We start from the raw sequence: 21986 nt of genomic DNA, 5'->3' as shown, positions 1-21986 counted from the left end.
GGTGACTACTTAAAAATTTGGACACACCCCAGCCGCAATCCTCACGCCAGGCCTTTTGCGGATCACCTGTGATGAGACCTGGAGTACGCGAGATCTTGCTCAGCGACGGCTCACCCCAGGGCCGCCTCCGTCAGCGCCCGCAACGAGATGCGCGTCGCCGCGCCGTCCGGATCCCGAACGTATTCCCTGGCTTGCGCACCGGGCACGATCCGACGGTGCTCGATTTCGAACCGCGGTTCCCAGGGCTCGATCTCGACCTCGGCCCGCCAGTAGGACCGAACCAGAATCAGGCCCGCTTCGTGCCCTCCAACGCACTCACTGCGGGCGAACCCGAGCATCCGGGCGCCGACCACCCGGACACACGCCTCTTCCCACATCTCCCGGCGCAGCGTCTCCTCGATGCTCTCGTCCCCGTCGGGCCGACCGGCCGGGAAACCCCAGTGCACGCCGTCGTGACTGATCAGAACGAGCTGGTCGCGGGCCACGCAGACACCGGCGGCACCATGCGGCCGGCCGGCCGGCGGGTCGTCCGGCAGGTGCCAGGAGACCAACCAGTCCTGACCGCCCGAATGCGTAGGCATCCGTTCCCGGTCCCGGGCAGGAATGCTCCATGACACGCGGCTCTCCCCTCTGACAGCTCAGCGTGTCATCCAACACCCTGAACGTCTGTGGTCTCTCCACCCCCAGCAACGCGGTGGACCCCACTGGGGAGTCCTGAGGTCCCCCTCCTGAAGATCTCCCTCCTGAGCCGCCCGCTGCATGCCGAACCGCGTGCGGCAGGATGGCAGGTCGCGTCGGGTCGTTCGCGTACGTCTCGGCGCCTTCGCAACCCCCATAGAGACAAACAAGGTGGCAAGGTGACGGCACATCACATCCGAGTCGCAGCAAGACGCTTCGCCCAGGCCGCGGGAGCCGGCCGGTGAACCGCTCATTCACCCTGCACGACGCGATCGTCGCCGGAGTCGTCGTGGCCGCCGGCATCGCCGCGGGTCTGCTGCTGCGAGCGGCTCTGCGGTGGCTGGGACAGCACGCGCGCAGGACACGGTGGAACGGGGACGACGTCATCGTCGACACGCTGCGCGCCGTGGTGCCCTGGGCGGCGATAACCGCCGGTCTGGCGGCTGCCGCCGCAACACTTCCGCTGACGGAGAGGGTCGGACACAACGTCAACCGGACTCTCACCGTTCTGCTCATCCTGGTCGTCACGCTCACCGCGGCCCGGGTGATCACCGGTCTGGTGAGGTCCCTTGCGCAGTCCAGGTCCGGTGTGGCCGGATCGGCCACCATTTTCGCCAACATCACGCGCATCGTGGTGCTGGCGATGGGCTTTCTCGTCGTGCTGCAGACCCTGGGCGTCTCCATCGCCCCTCTCCTCACTGCGCTGGGTGTGGGCGGTCTCGCGGTCGCTCTTGCCCTGCAGGACACCCTCGCGAATCTCTTCGCGGGGGTGCACATCCTGGCCTCGAAGACCGTGCAGCCCGGTGACTACATCCGGCTCAGCAGCGGCGAAGAGGGCTACGTTGTCGACATCAACTGGCGCAACACCGTGGTGCGCCAGCTGTCCAACAACCTGGTGATCATCCCCAACGCCCAACTGGGCGGCACCAACATGACCAACTTCTCCCGGCCGGAACAGCAACTGTCGATCCTGGTGCAGGTGGGAGTCGGCTACGACAGCGACCTCGAGCACGTCGAACGGGTCACCACCCAGGTCGTCGAAAGCGTGATGACGGACATCACCGGCGGTGTCCCGGACCATGAACCGGCTGTCCGCTTCCACACGTTCGGGGACTCCAGGATCAGCTTCACGGTGATCCTGGGGGTCGGCGAGTTCAGCGACCAGTTCCGGATCAAGCACGAGTTCATCAAGCGCCTGCACCAGCGGTACCAGGCCGAGGGCATCACGATTCCCTCCCCCACCCGGACGGTGGCACTGCAACAGCCGGGCGAGATCGCGATTCCGCACCAGCGCGACGCGTCGAAGCCGGTGCCGTAGGGAGCGGGTTTGCGCTTGCCGGAGCAGTACGGTCCGTCGGACGGCGCTCCGGTCGATCGGCAGCGGCGTCCCGTCGAGGATGACGATCGCCTTCTGCCCGCTGCGCGAACAGCGGTGGCGAGGTGCTGCCGGCCAGGGCCGGCAGCACCTGGACCTTCTTGCACGGGCCCTGACGGGGGGTCATGGTGTAGCAGCCCGGGGTGACTCGTCGTCGCCGAGTCCATTCCCGGATGACTCCCCATGCATGGAGGCGACATTCAGGTGATCCTTAACATCGTCGCTATCGTTCTTTCCGTGCTCGCACTGGCGAGCTCCAGCTATCTGGCCTTTCGACAGGCCGTCCTCATGAAGCAGTCCAACCACCTCCCCGCCTATCTATGGCTGTTCAATGAGTTTCGGTCCGTCGAATTCCAGGACCGATACCGCTACGTGTGCGAGCAACTCCAGAGGGAGCATGATCCTCAACTCGGTGTTTCAGGGCTGCCCGAGGACGCGCGGCGGGCGGTCTACGACATCGGGTACTTCTTTCAGCAATGCATCAGCCTGCGACGGCTGAACATCGTTGATGACGAGGTCATCATGACGATGTCCATGCGGACGGTGCGAGTCTGGCGTGCCATCGCGCCGTTCGTGGAAAGGGAGCGAGAGATCAACTCCGAACAGGGCCCGAAGCTGCTGTCGATTCTTGAGGACTTCGCCGACGATGCACGACGGCATCCCGAAGAATTCAGGCGGAGCATCCTCCACAGGCGCCGCCGGAGCTGAGTGGACTCCGCGTCACACTGCTGCCTGAAGCAACACACAGCTCCAGACACCCACCGCCGAGGTCAAGGCGGCCATCGGTTGTCCGATTCGGGATCGGGGAGCGGACATAGCGCGGGTCGTGCCATCATTCATGGCCAACAGGCAGAGTGGCGGCTCTGTTCGGACGCTCACCGGGTACGGGGACGATGACGCAAGAACAACACTCGCTCCTCGGTCTCGACGGTGACGGGCACACCGAACCGCCCGTTCAACTTCGCCGGCCCACATCGGCGACCACCGGGAAGCCGCCCGGCCGACTCGACGGGCTGCGGCGGCACCAGCGGTGGCTGTTCGGGCTCGGCGTGGTCGTGCTCCTCGCCCAGATGGCGTTCGCGATGGTCACGACGGCCGTGGAGCAGTCCCCGACCATCGACGAGCCCGTGTACGCGGGCACGGCGGTGGTCTACCAGCAGCAGCACAGCCTGCGGTACAACCCCGAGCATCCGCCGCTGGGCAAGCTGATCATGGGGACCGGGCTGGCGTTCGCCGACGCGCATCTCGACCCCGCCTTCGCCGGCGGCCAAACCGCGCTCGGGCGGCGTCTGCTGTACGAATCGGGCAACGATCCCCGGCAATTGCTGCTGTCGGCACGACTGCCGGTGATCGTGCTGACGCTGCTGTTCGGGCTGGTCGTCCTCGCGTTCGCCCGTGACCTCGTCGGCCCTGTGGGCGGGTTGTCGGCGCTCGCCCTGTACGCGTTCTCGCCCGACATCATCGCGCACGGCTCGTTGGCCACGCTCGACGTACCGGCGGCCGGCTTCCTGCTGACGTCGGTCTGGTTGCTGTGGCGGGCGCGGCGGCGGCCGCGCCTCTGCCTCCCGCTCGCCGGGGTGGCGCTCGGCGCGGCCGTGGCCACGAAGATGAGCGCGTTGCCCGCGGTTCCGGTGCTGCTGCTCCTGGTCGTCCTGTCGGTCTGGTACGCCCGTCGGACGCACGACCTCGGCACGCGCAGGACGGCGCGGCTTCTCGCCCTCGGCGCGGCGGCAGCGGTCGTCGTGGCGCTGGTCGCCGTCGCCGTGGTGTGGGCCACCTACCTCGCCGTCGACCCGCGGTTGCGCTGGACGGCTCCCGAGAACCTGCCGGTCACCCGCGGGCTGCGCGGGCTTGTCGTCGACTGGCTGCCGTTCCCGCGGCCGTATCGGGACGGCATGCTCATCCAGTTCCGCTTCGAGAACGCCCCGTGGCACGGCTTCCTGTTCGGCCGTCACTACGTCGGTTCGCTCTGGTACTACCTGCCCGCGGCGCTGCTGGTGAAGACGCCGCTCGGCTTGCTCGCACTGTGGCCGGCCGGTGCCGTCGCGGTCGTGACGGTTCCCCGGCTGCGGCCCGCGGCACTGTACGTGCTCGTCCCCACGGCCGTACTGCTGGCCGCGGCCATGAACGGGTCCCGCGACTTCGGCGTCCGGTACGCCGTCTTCGTGCCGATGTTCCTGGCGGTCGCGGCAGCCTGCGTGGTCGCCTTCCGATGGCGGTGGGCACACGTCGTAACGGCGGCGCTGGCCCTGTTCGTCGCGGTCAGCTCGCTGCGGACGTACCCGTACTACCTGCCGTACTCCAACGAGGCGTTCGGCGGACCGTCGAAGACTCACCTGCGCTTGCACGACTCGAACGTCGACTGGGGCCAGGACCTGGGCCGGCTGGCCGACCGCCTCCGGCAGCGGTACCCCGACGAGAAGATCTGGCTCGTCTACAAGGGCAGCGGCGTGCCGTCCTCCTACGGCATCGATGCCTCCGACCCGCGCAAGGTGTCCCCGAAGGAGGTGCACGGGCTGCTCGTCGTGTCGGACTCCTCGATCGCCAAGGCCACCGGCCGCCTGGCGGCGCTGATCGACAGCGCCGAGCCGATCGACGAGGTCGGCCACTCGATCACGATCTACCGCCGGGCATAGCACGGCCGCCCATACGAGCTCGGCGCCTCGGAGATGGCGGCGGACGCCCCGCCGTCCACGTGTCGTGTCGCCCCGGCTCCTGCGGCACGGTGCCCTGGCCGGCGTACGATCTGCCGTGCCTCCTGACCGGCGTACGATCTGCCGCGCCCATCGCGCCGATCCCATCGTCTGACGAGAAGCTGACCCCACAACCGTTCCTACGCTGACGGCGTGACAGAACAGCTGGTGGGCAACATCCAGGACCAGGGGTGGGAGTCGGCGGTCGCCGGACACCTGCGGTGGGTCCACACCACGCTCGACAGTCTTCGCCTCCCCGCCGAACGCCGGGACGCGCTGCGCTCCCGCCTCCGCGCGGTCGAGGCCCGCGCGGCGGACCCGGAGCTGCGGGTCGCGGTGTTCGGCGAGGCGTCCAGCGGCAAGAGCACTCTGCTCAACGCCTTCCTGAGGCGCCGTCTGCTGCCCTCCTCAGCCCGGGTGACCACGTGTACCACCACCGTGCTGCGGTATCGCGACGGCACCGAGGGCCTGCGTGTCCGTACCCCCGCCGACGCCATGCTGACATGGCCGTCCGGGCCGTTCGCGCACTGGACGGGGCAGCGGTACGGGGCCGGGCCCGGCACTCTGGAGGACGCGCTGCTGCGGGTGCTGACCACCGAACTGGCCGGTCAGGTACGGGGCGTGGAGGTGTTGTCGCCCCGCCGGCTGCTGGGTGACGGGGTCACGGTGCTCGACACGCCGGGATTCAGCGTGGACGACCGGGGCCACCGGGAGCTGGCCGTGGCCGCTGCGGGTCAGGCGGACCTCGCGCTGGTGGTGCTGCCGGCCGTCGCCGCGATGTCGATGACCCTGGTGGACTTCCTCACCGGGCCGCTGCGGGATCACCACGACCGGTGCGCTTTCGTGCTCACCAAGCTCGACCTCCTCGACGCCGACGAACACCCCGAGGCCGTCGAGGTCGTCGAGGACAGGCTGAGGGATCTGGGCATCGCCGAGCCGGTGCTCCTGCCCTGCGCTCCCGGGAAGGCGCTTGAGGAGGTCACCGGGCCCGGTGTCCGCGAGCCGGGCGCATCCGGATACCTCCCTGCGTTCCTCGCGGTCGAGGCCCGGATCGCCCGGCTGGCCGCCGAGAGACGGCAGACCGCCATCGCGGCCACCGTGCTCGGACTGCTCTCGCAGCTGCTCTCCGCGGTGGAGGAAACAGTCGACGCACAGCGCGCCTCGCTCGGCCGTGCGGAACGCGAGCTGTCCGCCCTGTCGCTGCCGGACTTCCCGGCCTTTCTGGACGCCTGGTCCGCACGCACCCTGGACCGGGCCGGTGCCGAGCTGGACAGGGCCGCCGCCGCCCGTAACCCCGCGGCCTCCGGCGCGAGGCTGGACGAGAAGGTGGCCGGCGCCGTGGCCGGCCCGGCGATCAACAACATGGCCGAGGCCGCCGCGAACGTATCCGGCATCGTCCGGCTCCATCTGCGCGACGAGGCCGAGAGCGCCGTACGGGCCGCAGCGGACCGGGTCGGTGAGGTACTGGCGTCGTGCGCGGAGGAATTGGCGCGCGACTTCGCCGCCCAGTACAGCGCCCTGGCCGGGCTGGCCGGTGAGGTCCATGTCGCCCCGGTGGCGCCCAGGGTGGCGGTGACGGACCTGCCCGCCCCGGACCTGTCCGGCGTCGACCGGACCCTGACGGCGATCGGCGCCCAGCTGACCGCGAGCGACAACTGGCGCACCGGCGGCGGCGCGATGGCGGGTGCCCTGGCCGGCAGCCTGATCGCCCCCGGCATCGGCACCTTCGTCGGCGGAGCGCTCGGGGCGCTCATCGGCAAGCGCGGCCCCGATGCGGCCCGGGAGCAGTTTCTGGAGCGGGCCCGTCCGATCATCGCCGCCGCCCACGACGAGATCGGCACCCTCATCACCGAATGCCTGCTGCGCGTCTCCGGCGGCCTCACCGACGGCGTGGCCGCGGTCCGCGAGGAGTACGACGACGAGTGGGGTGAGGAGGTCGACCGCCTCAGCACCGCCCAAGACCGGCAGCGGGCGGAACTGGAGGCCGGGATCGCCGCCTGCGAGAAGGCCGCCGCTCTCGCCCGGCGCCGCCGCGAACAGGTCGCCGCTCTGCGCCAGGCCACCACCGTTCACGACCCCGAGGAGTCCTGACCCATGAATCCCGGCCCCGAACAGCCCACCGCCACCCCGCCACCCCCCGCCGTCACCGCCGACCACGTCACCGACGTCAGCGGCGCCGCCCCCGGCTGGCTGCGCGAGGCCCGCCAACTGGCCGCCGCACACCGCCTGGACGGGATAGCCGCCGCCCTCGACACCCTGGCCGCCGAACGCGGCAGGCACACCTTCCAGGTGGCCGTGGTCGGCGAGTTCAACCGCGGCAAGTCCACTCTGATCAACCGGCTGATCGGCCGCGATCTGCTGCCCACGGGACCACGCCCGGTCACCCGCGCCCCCGTGACCGTACGACCGGCCCACGACGAGTCGCTGCGGCTCACCTGGCCGGACGGGCAACGGGAACTGCGCAGGCTCGACACCGGGGACCCCTGGGACGGTCTCACGGGCACCCCGCCTCCCCCGGAGCCGCGAGACGGCACCTCCCCCGACGACCCCGTACCCCCTGACCTCGCCGAGCCCCACGTGGTCGCCACGGTGGCGGACGACTGGCTGACCGAGCTGGACACCGAACTGGTGGACCTGCCGGGCGTCAACTCAGGCAGCGAGGAGCAGTTCGAGTACGTACGCCGTACGGCCGCCGCCAGTGACGCCGTTCTGTTCGTCGTCTCCGCCGTCTCCCCCATGAGCAGCACCGAGCACCGCCTTCTCGAAGAGGAGGTGCTGTGCCGTCATGTCCCGTTCACCGCCGTCGTGGTGACCATGCTGGACCTGGTCGACGCCGAGGACCGCGAGGAGACCGTACGGCACCTCCGGCAGCGGCTGGCCGACCTGCCCGGACGCCTGCCGGTGCTCCCCGCCCCGGTTCCCGGCGGCGGGGACGCGGAGCTGGCGGCCCTGCGCTCGCTCGTGGAGGGCTTCGCCCGGGGCAGCGGGCGGGCGCTGTGGCGCGACCGGCGGATCGCCGCCCAGGTCGCCGACCACTGCCAAGCGATGACCGGCATCGCCACGGAGGCCCTCGCGGCCGGCCGGATGTCCGAGACGGAGGCCGGGGAACTGGCCAAGCAGGCCCAGGCGCAGTTGGAGGACGAGGACCGGCAGTGGGAGCAGCTCGGCCTCGACATGACAGCCCGTCAACTCGCCCTCACCGCCCGGCTGCGGGAACAGGTCCACAAGGAGCGCGACGGTCTCATCGAACGGCTGCGCTGGGAGCTGCAACGGACCCAGGAGCCGCGCGGATGGTGGGAACGTGATCTGCCGTTCCGGCTGCGGCACGAACTCGCCACGCTCGCCCAGCGATCCGAGCGCACCGTCCTGCCGGGCCTCACCGCCGACACCGACTGGCTCGACGCCGAGGTCGCCGGGCGGCTGCCCGGCGCGTCCCCGAGCCGGATCCCGGGTGGGCTGAAACTGGCGGTCGAGCCCCAGATCTCCGGCGAGATCTCCGACCTGTCCAGGACCCGGCTGGCCACCCGGCTCGGCGCCCAGGGCGGCGCCATCATCGGTTACCTGATCGCCGCCGCGCGCTCGGCCCCGATGCCGATGATCTACGGCGCCGGGTTCGGCCTGATCGGCGGCCTGCTGGCCGAGGGGGCCATCAGATCCGCCACAGAACAGCAGCGCCGGGAGGTCGACGCCGTCCTCGTCCGCGTGGTCGACGACAGCACGACGGCTTTCCTGCGGCAGGCCGTCGACCTGCTCTCCGAGATCTACGCCGACGTGTTCGACCAGCTGCGGCAGTCCCGCCTGGCGTGGCGCGACGCCAGGCAGGCCGCGCTCGAATCCCCGTCCGGGTCCGGCACGGAGTGGTCGGCCCTGGCCCGCTCCGCGGCCGCCCTGACCGCACGCATCCGGGCCGAGCTCCAGAACTGAGGAGAGACGACCATGACCACCACGGAAGCGACAGGCTACGGGGCCGCGGACGCCCAGCGCCTGCGGCTGATGGAGATCTGCCGACAGCTCGGGAAGATCGCCGGGCAGATCGGCAACAGCGGGGCGGAAGACGTCGTGACCGCGCTGCTCGAACGGATGGACAGCGACGCCTTCCACGTGATGGTGGTCGGCGACTTCAACCGCGGCAAGTCCACCTTCGTCAATGCCCTCCTGGGTGCCAAGGTGCTGCCGGTCAAAGCCACGCCCGCGACCGCCGTCATCACCGAGGTCAAGTTCGGCGAACCCCCGGCCGCCCGGCTGTGGCGGGAGGGCTCGGCCGCGCCGGAAACCGTCCACCCCGAGGAGCTCACCGCCCTCATCACCGTCAACAGCAAGGAGCGCGACCAGCGCAACCCCTACGTCAGGGCCGAGGTCACCTGGCCGCTGGAGCTGTGCCGCCACAACGTCGTCCTGGTCGACTCGCCGGGCCTCAACGAGCATGTCAACCGCGACGAGATCACCCTCGGGCACCTCCGCAAGGCGGACGCGGTGATCTTCCTCCAGCACGCGATCGCGCCCATGAGCATCAGCGAGTCGCAGTTCCTGACCTCGTATCTGGACGCCCACGACCCCTTCTTCGTCTTCACCTACTTCGACGCCATCGAGGACACCGAGCGGGACGACGTCGTCGCCGGGGCGCGGCAGCGCATCACCGGCCTGCGCGGCGAGGACCGCGACGAGAACCGCTTCTTCTTCGTCGACGCCAAGACCGCGCTGCGCGCCCGGGTCGCCGAGGACGCCACCGGTTACGCGAACTCCGGCGTGGCCGACCTGGAACAGGCCCTGGAAAGCTACCTGGTGACGGATCGTCACAAGGTCAAGCTACTCGCTCCGGCCCGTGCCCTGCGCGGCCTCGCCCGCGAGCTCGACCGCAATGTCCCGCACGAACTCGCCCTGCTCGACACGCAGACCGCCGACCTGGAACGGCGCTGGGAAGCCGCCCAGCAGCCGCTGCGCGACCTGGAGGCCCAGGCCCAGCGGATCTCGCTGGACATCCGCAACCAGACCCGGATCCTCCAGGACAGGGTGGAGACCCTGCTCGGCGGCTACCTCGCGTCCGTGGCCGACGAGGCCCCGGGCATCGCCGCGGAGGTCCCCCTGACGACCAAGCTCGGGCTGAACCCCCTGAAGGTCCCCGAACGCGCGGAACAGGTCACCCAGGAGATCGCCGCCGGTACCGCGAGGGCCGTCGAGGAAAAGGTCGCCGAGTGGGTGTCCGGCTCCCTGGAACCGGTGATCGTGCAGGACCTGGAGAAGCTCGCCGAGCGGATGGACACGCAGCTGACCGCCTTCGAGGCCCACCTGGACGAGCTGCGGATCAGCCTCAGCGGAGTGAAGGACGCCGGACGCGCCGGAGAGCGCCAGGAGGAGCAGCCGCTCACCCGGTTCCTGTCGGGCGCCGCCGGTCTCGTACTCGGTGGCGTGGCGGGCGGCCTGGTCGGCGCCCGGTTCGGGGCCAAGGAGGCGCTGCGTACCCTGCCGGTCACCCTGGCCATCGCCATGGCCTGGATGTTCACCCCGTTCGGCCTGCCGACCCTGGTCGGCGCCATGCTCGTCCACGGACTCATCAAGAGCCGGCAGGCCGGCGGCCGGCTGGAGAACAAGATGCGGGAGGCGGTCGGCCGCGAGATGGCCACCCAGATCAGGCTGGCCGCGCCCAAACAGGCCCGCGAGGCCGCCCAGGCGTTCGCCACCACGACTATCGATCCGATGGCCCTGGACGTGACCGCCGGACTCTCTTCTCGCATCAAAGAACTGACCCGGAGCGTGGAGTCGGCCCGGGAGGCGCGACAGCAGGGCGAGTCCTCGGTCGAGCAGCGCCGCGGCGAGCTCAAGCAGCTGGACGCGCTGCTCCGCCGGGCCGGTGACGACCTCGGCGACCTCGTCGACGAACTGGCCCTGCTCTGATGGCCCGTTACCGCAGGCGCCTGTGCCTGGCCGTGGACCTGCGCCGGTACAGTCGCCACACCTACACCGAGCAGGCCGACGCGCAGGCCCGGCTCCGCCTCGTGGTCGAGCACGCCCTGCGCCGCGCCCGGATCCTGCGGGTCCGTACGCAACAGCAACTGCAGGGCGACGGGCGGCTGGTGGTCTTCCCGTCCGGGACCGACGCCGTACGTGCGGTCCCGGCGCTGATCCTCGGACTGCGGGACGGCCTGTACGAGGCGAACCGGGCGCCCGGCGCCTTCGGCCGGATGCGGATGCGGGCCGCGCTCGGGCAGGGGTCCATCTCCCGTGCCGACAGCGGCTATCTGGGCGACTGTGTGGTGCTGGTCAGCCGCCTGGTCGACTCCGACGGGCTGCGGGACGCGCTGGAGCGGAACGAGAACAGCGATCTCGCACTCGCCGTGCCGGACGACCTCTACCGGGACGTGATCCTCCAGCAGGCGCACGGGCTGTCCGCCTCGGAGTTCCGGCCGGTCGAAGTGGTCACCGCGAAGAAGGAGTTCACGGCGGGGGCGTGGCTGCACGTGCCGCGATCGGCACCCGCCAGGGACCCGAGCCCCGAGCCGGTGATCTGGGGGCACTCACCGGGGCGTACGGCCATGCGGGAGTTCGTCGTCCCGGCGCTGGCGGCCGCGCATCTGGCGGCCACGGTGGTCTCCCACAGCCAGGCGCTGCGGGAGTGGGTGGTGCCGGGTTCCGCTGACACGGGGAACGGGGGCGAATACGGGCACGGGCACGGCGGGGGCTTCGACGGCCCGGACGAGACGGCCCCGCACGACGGCCACCATGCTGAAGCCCACCATGCCGACGTTCACCGCACGGACCCGTACCACCCGGACGCCCACCACGGCGACTCGTACCACCCGGATCCTCACCACCCTGACCCGCACCATCCCGATCCCCATGACCCGGATCCGCATCACCACGACCCGGGCCACCACGACCCGGGCCACCACGACCCCGGCCATGGCATCCACGACCTCCATCACTTCCACCACGGCGGTCACTGAACGATGGCCGAGCAGGACACCGCAGCGCAGGAGATGACGGCGGCGGTCGCCGCGATGGCCTCGTTCCAGCAGGTCACCCAACAGGCGGACGTCAAGGCCGGGATCATGGTCACCGTGCATGTCGGGCTGACGGCCGTCGTCGGCACCCAGATCGGGCAGGTGGGCGGGCCGACACCGCCCGAACCGGTGGCCGTGCTCTTCTGGCTCGCCTCCCTGGCCTACGCCCTCACCTTCACCGTCTCGGGATACCTGCTGGTCCGGGTGATCCGCCCGCGCACGGGGCAGCCCTCGGGAACGAACCGGTTCTCCCTGGACATCGCGGCCCATTCCGGCACTGACGGAGGGCAGTTGGCGGCCCAGGCATGGGCGACAGCGGACGCCATCGCCCGGATCGCCACCGTGAAGAACCGCTACACGGCGCGCGCCGTCACCTGGGTCGCGGCCATGGTCCTTGCGGCCGTTGCGTGGCTGGTGCTCGCCGGGATGACACGATGACCGGCGGCGGCCGGTCCGCCACCGGCTCGGCACCCCAGTCCGTTCCCGCGACCCTGCTGAGCTCGGGGACGTCCCGGACCAGGATCCGCCGGTATCCGGTTTCGATGACCTGCTGCTCGCGAAGCGCGCGCAACACTCGGTGCACGGTCGGCTCGGAAGCCCCGACCAGGGCCGCCAGCTCCGGCTGAGTGAGCGACACGCCGATCGAGATCCCGGCGTCGCACGGTCGGCCGTACACCCGGGCCAGCTCCGCCAGCACCCGGGCCACCCGGGTGGCCACCGGACAACCTCCGAACTCCTGCCGCCGTTTCGTCGCCCAGCGCAGCTTCCCCGCCACCGCGCGCAGCACCGCCTGCGCGGCGTCGTCGTACAGCGCCAGGAAGGAGAGAAATTCCTGACCACTTATCAGCTTCGCGCTTCCGGTGCCGGCCGCCACGACTGTGGCGACGCGGGGCTGGGTGTCGAAGCAGGCGAGCTCACCCACGATGTCGCCGCCCGACCGAACCGCAAGCAGCGCTTCCCTGTCGTGCTCCGTCGTCGCCAGAACCTTGAACCAGCCGCTCAGCAGCAGGAATACATGCGAGCCGTACTCGCCTTCCCGTAACAGCCGCTCTCCCCCGCCGAAGCGCGCAGGCCGCCCGAGGATGATCATCTGGTCGCGGGTCTCCGCGGAGAGTCCGCCCAGGAGGCTGGCTGCCGGCCAGTGACTCTTTCCCGGCCGCGGAGCGGGCCCGTTGCGCAAGGTCGTTGACGTCATGAATGGGCCCTTCGGTTCCCCGTTCGATTTCGGCCAAGGTGCCGTGTGTCGCCCATTATGTTCGCCCGGATTTGGGTCTGCCCAGAGATTCACCATCTTGGTGCGCCTAGTCGGTTCGGGGTGGTATGCCGCACGTGAGGGCGTGACGCGCGCCGGGCATTCCTCGCCCCGGGCGAAGGGAGTACCGAAGCTCCGACCACCATCCGGTCCAGGGCTCCTGACGCCGTCGACCGTGGTCCACCGCCTCATGCACACCCAACTCGCCATGCTGGCAGTGGAATTCAGCCACCCATCGACCCTCTCCCGCCTCCTGTCACTACTGTGTTCCGGCGACGGGACAGGTGAGGGATCGAGGGGGCATCCGTGCCGAAGCTGCGCCGTGTCGTGGCCTGGTTCATCGACTTCGCGCTGGTGCTCGCGGGGGCCTCGCTGCTCGCCGTACTCACCTTTCAGCGCATCTCCGCGCTCATCACCGACGTGCCCGAGCTGGCCGCGGACGGCAGTTGGCGGTTTCTCACCTCGCGGGGCGATGCCGTCGGGGCCACCGGGGATATGGGGCGTTCGCTGTGGCGCGAGGCGGCCGGATATGTCCAGCAGGCCTTCGCGGCTCTGGTGGTCGGCACGTTCCTCTACCAGTGGGCTGCCCTCACCCTGACCGGAAGAACGCTGGGCAAGGCCCTGATGGGCCTGCGCGTCGACTCCCGCACCCCCCGCCGCACGGCACTGCGGGCCGCGGTCACCACCACAGCCGACGTGGCCCTGTACTCGATCGCATGCTGCCTGCTCGTCGAGGGCATGTTCCTGCTGTCGTTCCTGTGCTGGACCATCGCCGTGGCCGTCTTCCTGTTCAACGCCGTGCCGGTGTTCTCCCCGACCCGGCGCTCGCTCGCCGACCGTGTGGCGGGCACCTCGGTCGCAGGCTTCGGCCTGGCTCGTACGGCTTGAACCGACCCGGCCTCTGGCGCGGGCGTCGCACGGCCGCAGCGAGCGATGCCGTGGCGGGCACCGCCCGGGCGAAAGGCGCATACTGGACATCGTGTCCTTCAGGGACTGGGTCCTGCACGTCGACCTCGACCAATTCATCGCCGCGGTCGAGGTAGCCCGCCGACCGGAGTTGCGTGGGCGACCAGTGGTGGTCGGCGGCTCAGGTGACCCCACCCAGCGAGGGGTGGTGGCCACGGCCTCCTACGAGGCCCGCGCTTTCGGCATCCAGTCCGGCATGCCACTGCGCCTGGCGGCCAAGCGCTGCCCGGAAGCGGTCTTCCTGCCCTCGGACCCGCCGGCCTACCAACGAGTTTCCGATCAGTTCGTGGCCACGCTGCGCCGGTTTCCGGTGGTCGTGGAGGTGCTCGGCTGGGACGAGGCTTTTCTCGGGGCCCACACCGACGAGCCCGAAGCCCTGGCCGCAAGAATCCGGGAGGCGGTACGGGCCGCGACCGGGCTGTCGTGCTCAGTGGGCGTCGGCGACAACAAATTGCGCGCCAAGCTGGCCACCGGGTTCGCCAAGCCGGCCGGTACGTACCGCCTCACCCGAGAAAACTGGGCGCCGGTCATGGCCGAGCGACCGACCGACGCGCTGTGGGGCATCGGCCGTAAGACCGCGAAAAAGCTGGCCGAGGCAGACCTGATCACCGTTGCCCAGCTGGCCAGGGCCGACCCGGCCGAGCTCGCCGCGCGGTTCGGCCCCGTGCTGGGACCGTGGTACCGGATGCTCGCGCTGGGCGCGGGTGACACCGAGGTCCGTGGCGCTCCCTACGTTCCGCGCTCGCGCAGCCGGGAGACCACCTTCCAGCAGGACCTGACCGACCGCTCGGAGATCGACGCTCAGGTCGCCACGCTGGCCAGACGCGTGGCACGGGATGTGGCCGCCGAAGGCCGCCCGGCGAAACGGGTCGCGGTGAAAGTGCGGTTCGCGCCGTTTCTCACACAGACCCACGGCATCGCCCTGCCCGCGCCCACCAGTGACCCCGCCGAGATCGAGCGCGCCGCACTGGCAGCGCTGGAGCTGTTCGAGCACAGCCGCCCCGTACGCCTGCTCGGCGTGCGCGCCGAATTCGGCGAGACGTAGCGCGGGACGGGAACGACGGTGGGAGATGCCGCCCGAGCTGCCGGATGAGGTATTCGGCAAGGGCAGGGATCAGGCCCATCAGGCTGAGCCAACGGCACACCGGACCAACGGTCAGATGGATCTGCAAGGAACGCTAGGTCCGCGCGAGGTCGCCGTTACTCCAGGCGTAGACCTGCTCCCCCTTGACCGCCACCCGGAACTGGTACATCTCGGAGCACTCCGGCCGCCCGGCACCGTCCCCCACGTCCTGCGGCCACCAGTCCGCATCGAGCGTCGGCCCGTCGGAAAAGGCACCCTCGTGGCAGCCCTCCGCACCGCTCAGCTTCAGTGGGGTATCGGCGAGGGTGAAACGTATGAGTTTGGCGTTGCCGTCGGTCTCCACCTTGACGGTCACGTCCGTGGCGTCCTTGGGGACCCAGTCGGGGAGAACGAAGAGCCCTTCGCCGTCGCCGACCTCCGGGGCGTTGCGCGCGGCCGGGAAGGTCTTGATGCGTTCATGGAGGACGTGGTCGTTGAACGCGTCCGGGAAGTTGTCGTCGTGCTTCTTCAGCACCGGCGTCACGGCCCAGCCGACGGCCCAAATACCCACACAGGCAGCGACGATGATCAGGGTCTTCTTCTTCATGTGCCCATTGTGCAGACCCGGTAGCACCGCTACGAGTTGGGCTCTCCGTGGTGGGGACGGTTGGAGCCGGCGCCGACTCCCCCACCGCTTCTGCGCGCTTTGCGAGATCACTTTTTCCAGCCAGCTTTGGCGTTAAATCTCCTTCTGCATGACTTTGTGCCGCGGCATTCTCTCAAACACCTGCCACGAACCGATGACGCATCGAGCCTCGATGTACCGACCCAGTCGGGAGTTGGCGGCAATCGCAGAAGCTGCAACGGCACAGGGGGGTTGCAGCAGGGACTGGTGCGGAGTCCACCCACGTTCAGCGCATTCCACGGCGACATACCGCCCGTGTGCAGAGCCGGGCGCGCGCTTGCCAACGTTGTCATGCGGCGGCATGCACGTCGGCTACGTGGAAGCGCCGCATCGTGGGTGGGCGCTCTCCCGGTGATCGAGGAAGTGGCGGCTTTCCGGCCGGACTTACGCCGACGGGCAGCCTGGACCGCCCAGTGGAGAGCAACCACGAAGTCCACAGGACCGAAGGCAACGTTCCACATTCATGTGAGGAGCAGGTCATGGACAGGAAGCTCGTGCACACCGCTGCATTCCTGACAGCGGTGTGCGGTTTCACGTCGTACCTCACGGGCGTGGCGAGTGCGACCCCAGGCGCGGAGCAAGGGGGCAGCACCGTCTTTGCCACCACGCTGGTCAACAAGACCGGCACCACCATCACGGTCACCGCTGGTGTGGGTCGGGGGAACAGCATCACCGTCTCGCAGGTCGGTGACAGCATCCGTATCAAGGACACCGGAGACACCATCGCGGCGTCCGGCGGCTGTACCGCCCTCAGCGCCACCGAAGCCACGTGCCCGGGAGCCGGCACGACCACGGAGCTCGTCGTGAACGCCGGTGACCAGAACGACAGTGTCACCTCCTCGCTGCCCAGCCTCGGAACCACGCTGGTCGGCGGCGGGGGCGATGACAGCCTCTACGGCGGGTCGGCCAACGACACCCTGGAGGGCGACGAAGGCTCCGACTTCCTCTCAGGCGGTGCCGGGAACGACACCCTGACTGCTGGAACCGGGGCGGACCGGGTCTTCGGCGGGTCGGGCAACGACTCCATCGAGGGAAACGGCGGCACGGACCTCATCAACGCCAACACCGGCAACGACGTGGTCAGCGGTGGAAGCGGCGCCGACCAGATCATCGCCGGCGCGGGCACCGACTTCGCTGACGGAGGCAACGGCAGGGACACGATCAACGCCGTGGACAACGTCAGTGGCAATGACTATCTCGAAGGCGGGGCGGATGTGGACGATTGCACCGCCGACCTGGGCGACAGCCTGACGGGCTGCCCGTGATGGATGCGCGCTGCGAGCGGTTTCACCAGCGACACACGCGACACGACAAGGGAGGCACCATCATCATGAACACGCGCCGCATCCACCTGACGGTGTCCATAGCAGCGACTGCCTGCGTTCTGCTGGCAGCATCGTCTGCCGCCGCCGCCCCGGTCACGCCCGGCCCGGCGGCCCTCGCGGGCACCACAGTCGAGAAGACCGGCAACGTCCTGGTCGTCACAGCCGGCCAGGGTGTGGCGAACGACATCACCATCCGGCGGCAGGGCAACGTCATCGTGGTGACGGATGCCGGGGACACCGTGACGGCCGTCGCGCCCTGCCAGCTGAGATCGGAGGACACCGTGGAGTGCCCGATGCCCGTCGATGCTGTTGCGGTCACGGGCAACGACGCCGACGACGCCATCACGGTCTCCCCGAACGTGGACGCCCCAGCGACGGTGTACGGAGGCGCCGGCGAGGATCGGCTGGAGGGTGGCCCAAGAGCCGACCGACTCATCGGTGACGACCCGGCCACTGCACGCAGACCCCAGGCGACCCCGGGCAACGACACCATCATTGGTGGGCCGGGCAACGACACCATCTCCGGGCTGGGCGGCAACGACACCATTACCGGCAACGCCGGGAACGACACCCTCAATGGCAATGAGGGCAACGACTCCCTCAACGGCAGCCAGGGCAATGACACCCTCAACGGCGGCAGCGGCAATGACACCCACAACGGCAATGAGGGCAACGACACTCTCAATGCGGTCGACGGTGTCAGCGCCAACGACAGCCTCGACGGCGGTCTCGCCGTCGACTCGTGCAATCGCGATTCCGGAGACACCGCCGTCAACTGTCCCTGAGTATCAGCCCCTTGGCCGTTGGCGATGACCGGGGGGCAAGCCCAGTCAGGCGGCCTGCGGAGCGTGAGCTCCGCAGGCCGCCCCATGGCGCGGACGGCTCGTTCCCACAGGCCCAGGGGGGCGGCTACTCGACAGCGCCCTGCCCCCTCATTCGATGAGGGCGGCCTCGAAGGAACCCCCCAGGTACCGGTCCCGGCTGTCGCGCCGTTGCAGCTTGCCGGTCGTCGTGAGCGGCAGCGTCCCCGGCTTGAGCAGGACGACATCGTGTACCTGGATGCGGTGCCCCGCATGGACGGCGCGCCTGATCGCCCGCTTGATCTCCTGGGCGGTCACAAGCTCATCGGCCTCATCGGTCCCCCCGGTCTCGCCTGCGGCTGCCGCCGTCGTCTCGGCGAGCACGATGACCCGTTCGAGTGTGCCGTCGTCGACCGAGACCGCGCAGGTGCCGAACTGACGGACCGCCGGGTGGCTGGCCTCGACCGTGGCTTCGATGTCCTGCGGGTAGTGGTTGGCACCGGCGATGATGATGACGTCCTTGGCCCGGCCGGTGATGAACAGCTGCCCGTTGTGCACGAATCCGAGGTCACCCGTACGGAGCCACCGCTCGCCCGGCCGGTCGGGAAGGGACCCCATGAAGGTCTCGGCACTCTCCTGAGGAGCGTTCAGGTACCCGGCTGCGACGCTTGGGCCGGATACGAAGATCTCGCCCACCTCGTCCTCCCCGCAGCGCTTTCCCGTCGCCGGGTCGACGGCGACAGCCGTGCTCAACGGATGGATCCGGCCGCAGCCGACCAACTCGCGGCTGTCCTGCACCGACTCGGCTGTCGACTGGCCTGTCGACCCGGCTGTCGGCTCGGCTGCGCGCACCTTTCCGGCGGCGAGCGCCGCGGAGTCCAGCCGCAGGACCTTCGGGCGCTGGCCGACCGGACCGGCCGTGACCAGCACCGTTGCCTCAGCGAGGCCGTACGCGGGGCACAGCGCCTCGCGCCGGAAGCCGGTGTCCGCGAATGCCGCGCTGAAGCGGTCGAGCGTATCGGAGCGGACGGGCTCACCTCCCAGCATGGCCATCTCCCAGCCGCTGAGGTCCAGTTGCCGGCGCTGAGCGCCGGTCACCCGGCGGACGCACAGGTCGTAGGCGAAGTTCGGCGCGCAGCTGTCCGCGCGTCCGAGCTCGGAGATCGCCCGCAGCCACGTGAGCGGGCGCTGTACGAAGGTCATCGTCGGCAGCAGGGTGGCGTCACGGCCGGAGAAAAGGGGGTCGAGGACATTGCAGATGAGGCCCATGTTGTGGTGCGGCGGCAGCCACGACACCGACGACGGGCGGGGCAGTCCGGCGTCGTCGGCAGGCCGGCGCGTGCTGTCGTATATCAGCGACAGGTTGTGCAGCACATTGCCGTGAGTGACCGCGACGCCCTTCGGGACGCCGGTCGATCCCGAGGAGTACTGCAGGTAGGCGACCATCTCAGCGGCGGCCACCGGAGGGGTCCACTGCGAGGCCAGGTCCAAGGACACCTCGTCGGTCGCCACCCGGTCCAGTCGGGCGAGCCCATCGGCGCCGGTGAGGACGGGCTCCGCTGCGGCGAGCATAGGGCCGGTGGACAGGAACAGCTGAGCCTCGGAACTCGCGGCGATCGACTCCACCCGGGTCCATTTGGCGTTGCCCCGCGTGCCGTCGAGCGGAGCCACCGGCACCGGGATCAGGCCCGCATAGATGCAGCCGAGGAAGGCGACGTGGAATTCCAGTCCGGGCGGGTAACTCAGCAGCGCGCGTGTGCGTGCGGTGGGAGCGTGCTTGCGCAGCGTCACGGCCATCGCCCGTGCATGGCGGTCGAGTTCGGCCAGGGTCAGCGAGTCGGACTCCTCGGCACCGTCGCCCAGGAACACGAAGTTCTTCCGGTCGGGCTCGGCTGCCGCACGAGCCCGGCAGAGGTCGATCACCGTCGGCAGTACGCCGTGCTCGCCTGCCACCCCCTCGGGCAGGCGGACACCGTGCTGATGATGGGTTCGCATGAGACCACTCCAAACGGAGGAAGGAGGAAGGAGGCGGCGGCAGTTCGCGCGCCTCCCTGCATGGAGCGATGGTCAGACCGTCTCGAATGCCCCCGCCCGGTACCTGGACCGGCAGTGTGCGCGCTGCAGCTTGCCGCTGGTGGTGAACGGCAGCGAACCGGCCTTGACCAGAAGGACGTCGTCGGCGCGGAGGCCGTGGGCGGCGAAGACCGCCTCCCGGATGGCTTCTTCGACTTCGCCCGCCTCGACGGTCACGCGGACACCTGACGGCCTGTCCGGGACGGAGTCGGCGGCGACGGAGTACCGGCTGTCGATCTCGGCCAGGACGACGAGGCGCGCGCGTCGGCCGTCCTCGACGGTGACGGCGCAGCAGCGGCCTTCCCGTATGGCGGGGTGGCTTTCCGCCGCGGCCGCCTCGATGTCGTACGGGTAGTGCTGCATCCCGTCCACGACGATCAGGTCGGCCACCCGGCAGGTGACGAAGAGCTGACCGCCGTCCAGAAAGCCGAGGCTGCCGGTCCGCAGGAACCGACGGCCGTCGTGGCCGCGCACGGTGGCGTTGAGCGTGCGCGCCGTCTCCTCAGGGTCGTTCCAGTACGCGGTGCCGATACTCGGTCCGGAGGCCAGAATCTCCCCTGTCTCGTCCGGGGCGCACGGTTCGCCGGTGGCGGGATCCACCACGGCGATGGTCATGGACGGGTGCAACTGGCCCAGCCCGACCAGTCGGCGGGCCTCGTCCTCGGGCCCGGCCCGTTGCACCTTGCCTTTCGCCAGCGCCACCGCATCGAACCTGCGGATCACCGGTTCGGGCTCCACCGGCCCGCCGCTGAGCATGACGGTGGACTCGGCCATGCCGTAACTCGGGAAGAACGCCTCGCGGCGGAAGCCGTACGGGGCGAGCATGGCACTGAACTGGTCGATCATCTCTGCGCGTACCGGCTCGTTGGCGACCACGGCGATCCGCCAGCCGCTGAGATCGAGGGAACGCAGCTGCTCCTCGGAGACGCGCCGCAGGCACAGCTCGTACCCGAAGCTGGGTGCCGAACTGATGCCCGCCCCGCGGTCCGATATCGCGCGCAGCCAGTTGACCGGATGCTGGGCGAACGCCGTCGGCGGCATCAGTGCGGCGTCGTACCCGACATAGATCGGCTGCAGGACCCCGGTGATGAGTCCCATGTCGTGGAACACGGGCAGCCAGGACACAACGGGCGGCACCCGGTCGATGTCATCCGTGGCCCGGGTGCCGTTGGCCAGGATCAGCGAGAGGTTGTTCAGGACGTTGCCATGGGTGAGCTCCACGCCCCGGGGCGGACCGGTTGTGCCGGAGGTGTACTGCAGGTACGCCACCGAATCCGGATCGATGTGGGGGGCATTCCAGCCGTATGCGTCCGTCTCACTGATCTCGTCGGTCGCCACAGAGGTCGGACGGCGGGATCCCGACATGTCCTTCAGCAACGCGTCGACACGGTCCAGCCTGGACGCGTTCGACAGCAGCAGATCCGGTCGGCAGCTGTTGATGATTGCCCGGAAGCGCGCATACCGGTCGTCGACGCCGACGCGCAGCACCGGAGGAGCCGGCACCGCGATCAGGCCCGCATACAGGCAGCCGAAGAAGGCGGACACGAAGTCCAGGCCCGGCGGGTAACTCAGCACGGCGCGGGCGCCCGGCGGTGCATGCCCGCTCAGACGCGCGGCGATGGCCCTTGCTCGGGCGTCGAGTTGGGCGAGGGTGAGCGAGTCGGACTCTTCGACGCCGTTCTCCAGGAAGGCGAACATCCGTCGATCGGGCTCCCTGGATGCGCGGTACCGGCAGAGCTCGACCAAGGTGGTCGGCTCGAGCCGGGATTCCGTGACGGCATCCTCTGACATCGTGTTCCTCCTGTTCGGCCTGGCCATTTCCCGTGCCTGCGCCATTCCTCCCGCTGACCCGGCCAGGACTCGGCCATCACTCAGCCAATGGCCGTATGCCTGCGCCGCGGTCATTCGGACTCGAAGAGATGTTAAGTCGGCCGGGAAATATCGGGTATCCGCCGCCGGATGGCGTCGACCCCCCTACTGGAGGCGGAGTGTCGAGTAACCCGGAAGACGGATGTCGACGGGCCTCAGGTCGCCCTCACGATTCCGTCCGACGGCCGTTACGGGAAGCGCCTCGTACT

At 69.7% G+C, this 21986-nt stretch carries 17 protein-coding genes; 12 read left to right on the top strand and 5 right to left on the bottom strand.

Translation table 11 applies throughout. From position 1 onward, the window contains the following. Positions 1 to 110: 110 nt before the first annotated feature. Positions 111 to 581 (bottom strand): NUDIX hydrolase, encoded by a 471-nt coding sequence (locus ACTWP8_RS15085; protein WP_443322662.1) that lies wholly within the window; start codon positions 579 to 581, stop codon positions 111 to 113. Positions 582 to 919: 338 nt separating this feature from the next. On the opposite strand from ACTWP8_RS15085, the gene ACTWP8_RS15080 reads away from it, so the two are divergent. The 8 genes from ACTWP8_RS15080 to ACTWP8_RS15045 all read left to right on the top strand — a co-directional run bounded on the left by ACTWP8_RS15080 (position 920) and on the right by ACTWP8_RS15045 (position 12182). Next, positions 920 to 1996, top strand: coding sequence for a mechanosensitive ion channel family protein (locus tag ACTWP8_RS15080; protein ID WP_443322661.1), 1077 nt, complete (start codon positions 920 to 922; stop codon positions 1994 to 1996). Between the two features lie 261 nt (positions 1997 to 2257). Then, positions 2258 to 2761 carry a hypothetical protein gene (locus ACTWP8_RS15075; protein ID WP_443322660.1) on the top strand — a complete coding sequence of 168 codons (504 nt, stop codon included), beginning with the start codon at positions 2258 to 2260 and terminating at the stop codon, positions 2759 to 2761. A gap of 185 nt (positions 2762 to 2946) precedes the next feature. Next, complete coding sequence (locus tag ACTWP8_RS15070; RefSeq protein ID WP_443322659.1) at positions 2947 to 4689, top strand: ArnT family glycosyltransferase; 1743 nt, start codon at positions 2947 to 2949, stop codon at positions 4687 to 4689. Between the two features lie 210 nt (positions 4690 to 4899). Further along, positions 4900 to 6837: a dynamin family protein gene (locus ACTWP8_RS15065; protein ID WP_443322658.1), complete on the top strand. Its 1938-nt coding sequence runs from the start codon at positions 4900 to 4902 to the stop codon at positions 6835 to 6837. Positions 6838 to 6840: 3 nt separating this feature from the next. Then, entirely contained in the window at positions 6841 to 8670 is a 1830-nt protein-coding gene (locus ACTWP8_RS15060) for a dynamin family protein (RefSeq protein WP_443322657.1), read from the top strand. Between the two features lie 12 nt (positions 8671 to 8682). Next, a complete protein-coding gene (locus tag ACTWP8_RS15055) occupies positions 8683 to 10638 on the top strand; it encodes a dynamin family protein (RefSeq protein WP_443322656.1) in 1956 nt (651 codons plus the stop codon). After that, positions 10638 to 11687, top strand: a complete 1050-nt coding sequence (locus ACTWP8_RS15050; protein WP_443322655.1) for a hypothetical protein — start codon at positions 10638 to 10640, stop codon at positions 11685 to 11687. Before ACTWP8_RS15055 ends, ACTWP8_RS15050 begins: the two co-directional genes overlap by 1 nt. A gap of 3 nt (positions 11688 to 11690) precedes the next feature. After that, on the top strand, positions 11691 to 12182 hold the full coding sequence (locus ACTWP8_RS15045) for a hypothetical protein (RefSeq protein WP_443322654.1): 492 nt from the start codon (positions 11691 to 11693) through the stop codon (positions 12180 to 12182). On the opposite strand, the gene ACTWP8_RS15040 is transcribed toward ACTWP8_RS15045, so the two are convergent. Continuing rightward, entirely contained in the window at positions 12115 to 12939 is an 825-nt protein-coding gene (locus tag ACTWP8_RS15040) for a Crp/Fnr family transcriptional regulator (protein ID WP_443322653.1), read from the bottom strand. The two genes, ACTWP8_RS15045 and ACTWP8_RS15040, sit on opposite strands and share 68 nt — an antisense overlap. Before the next feature lie 363 nt (positions 12940 to 13302). Between ACTWP8_RS15040 and ACTWP8_RS15035 the strand changes: the two genes are divergently transcribed. Both ACTWP8_RS15035 and ACTWP8_RS15030 read left to right on the top strand, forming a co-directional pair. Beyond that, the gene (locus tag ACTWP8_RS15035; protein WP_443322652.1) at positions 13303 to 13884 is read left to right on the top strand and encodes an RDD family protein; all 582 of its coding nucleotides are present in this window, start codon (positions 13303 to 13305) and stop codon (positions 13882 to 13884) included. Positions 13885 to 13975: 91 nt separating this feature from the next. Beyond that, positions 13976 to 15007 carry a DNA polymerase IV gene (locus tag ACTWP8_RS15030; protein WP_443322651.1) on the top strand — a complete coding sequence of 344 codons (1032 nt, stop codon included), beginning with the start codon at positions 13976 to 13978 and terminating at the stop codon, positions 15005 to 15007. Between the two features lie 133 nt (positions 15008 to 15140). Here the strand turns inward: ACTWP8_RS15030 and ACTWP8_RS15025 are convergent, their stop codons facing one another. After that, the gene (locus ACTWP8_RS15025; protein ID WP_443322650.1) at positions 15141 to 15632 is read right to left on the bottom strand and encodes a hypothetical protein; all 492 of its coding nucleotides are present in this window, start codon (positions 15630 to 15632) and stop codon (positions 15141 to 15143) included. A gap of 557 nt (positions 15633 to 16189) precedes the next feature. On the opposite strand from ACTWP8_RS15025, the gene ACTWP8_RS15020 reads away from it, so the two are divergent. Then, complete coding sequence (locus ACTWP8_RS15020; protein ID WP_443322649.1) at positions 16190 to 16975, top strand: calcium-binding protein; 786 nt, start codon at positions 16190 to 16192, stop codon at positions 16973 to 16975. Positions 16976 to 17040: 65 nt separating this feature from the next. Beyond that, entirely contained in the window at positions 17041 to 17820 is a 780-nt protein-coding gene (locus ACTWP8_RS15015; protein WP_443322648.1) for a calcium-binding protein, read from the top strand. Positions 17821 to 17967: 147 nt separating this feature from the next. Here ACTWP8_RS15015 and ACTWP8_RS15010 read toward each other — a convergent pair whose 3' ends face one another. Then, complete coding sequence (locus tag ACTWP8_RS15010; RefSeq protein WP_443322647.1) at positions 17968 to 19830, bottom strand: fatty acyl-AMP ligase; 1863 nt, start codon at positions 19828 to 19830, stop codon at positions 17968 to 17970. 72 nt (positions 19831 to 19902) lie between these two features. Next, positions 19903 to 21699, bottom strand: coding sequence for a fatty acyl-AMP ligase (locus ACTWP8_RS15005; RefSeq protein WP_443322646.1), 1797 nt, complete (start codon positions 21697 to 21699; stop codon positions 19903 to 19905). Positions 21700 to 21986: the final 287 nt, after the last annotated feature.

Source organism: Streptomyces sp. 7N604 (assembly GCF_052245475.1).
GTDB lineage: Bacteria > Actinomycetota > Actinomycetes > Streptomycetales > Streptomycetaceae > Streptomyces.
The sequence above is the reverse complement of the archived record's forward strand: the minus strand, read 5'-3'. Positions and strand labels throughout refer to the sequence as shown.

Bases quoted from the DNA above. Each gene is read 5' to 3' on its own strand.
- ACTWP8_RS15085 (WP_443322662.1), bottom strand. From the start codon at position 581: ATGCCTACGCATTCGGGCGGTCAGGACTGGTTGGTCTCCTGGCACCTG.
- ACTWP8_RS15070 (WP_443322659.1), top strand. From the start codon at position 2,947: ATGACGCAAGAACAACACTCGCTCCTCGGTCTCGACGGTGACGGGCAC.
- ACTWP8_RS15060 (WP_443322657.1), top strand. From the start codon at position 6,841: ATGAATCCCGGCCCCGAACAGCCCACCGCCACCCCGCCACCCCCCGCC.
- ACTWP8_RS15055 (WP_443322656.1), top strand. From the start codon at position 8,683: ATGACCACCACGGAAGCGACAGGCTACGGGGCCGCGGACGCCCAGCGC.
- ACTWP8_RS15050 (WP_443322655.1), top strand. From the start codon at position 10,638: ATGGCCCGTTACCGCAGGCGCCTGTGCCTGGCCGTGGACCTGCGCCGG.
- ACTWP8_RS15045 (WP_443322654.1), top strand. From the start codon at position 11,691: ATGGCCGAGCAGGACACCGCAGCGCAGGAGATGACGGCGGCGGTCGCC.
- ACTWP8_RS15040 (WP_443322653.1), bottom strand. From the start codon at position 12,939: ATGACGTCAACGACCTTGCGCAACGGGCCCGCTCCGCGGCCGGGAAAG.
- ACTWP8_RS15025 (WP_443322650.1), bottom strand. From the start codon at position 15,632: ATGAAGAAGAAGACCCTGATCATCGTCGCTGCCTGTGTGGGTATTTGG.
- ACTWP8_RS15020 (WP_443322649.1), top strand. From the start codon at position 16,190: ATGGACAGGAAGCTCGTGCACACCGCTGCATTCCTGACAGCGGTGTGC.
- ACTWP8_RS15015 (WP_443322648.1), top strand. From the start codon at position 17,041: ATGAACACGCGCCGCATCCACCTGACGGTGTCCATAGCAGCGACTGCC.
- ACTWP8_RS15010 (WP_443322647.1), bottom strand. From the start codon at position 19,830: ATGCGAACCCATCATCAGCACGGTGTCCGCCTGCCCGAGGGGGTGGCA.
- ACTWP8_RS15005 (WP_443322646.1), bottom strand. From the start codon at position 21,699: ATGTCAGAGGATGCCGTCACGGAATCCCGGCTCGAGCCGACCACCTTG.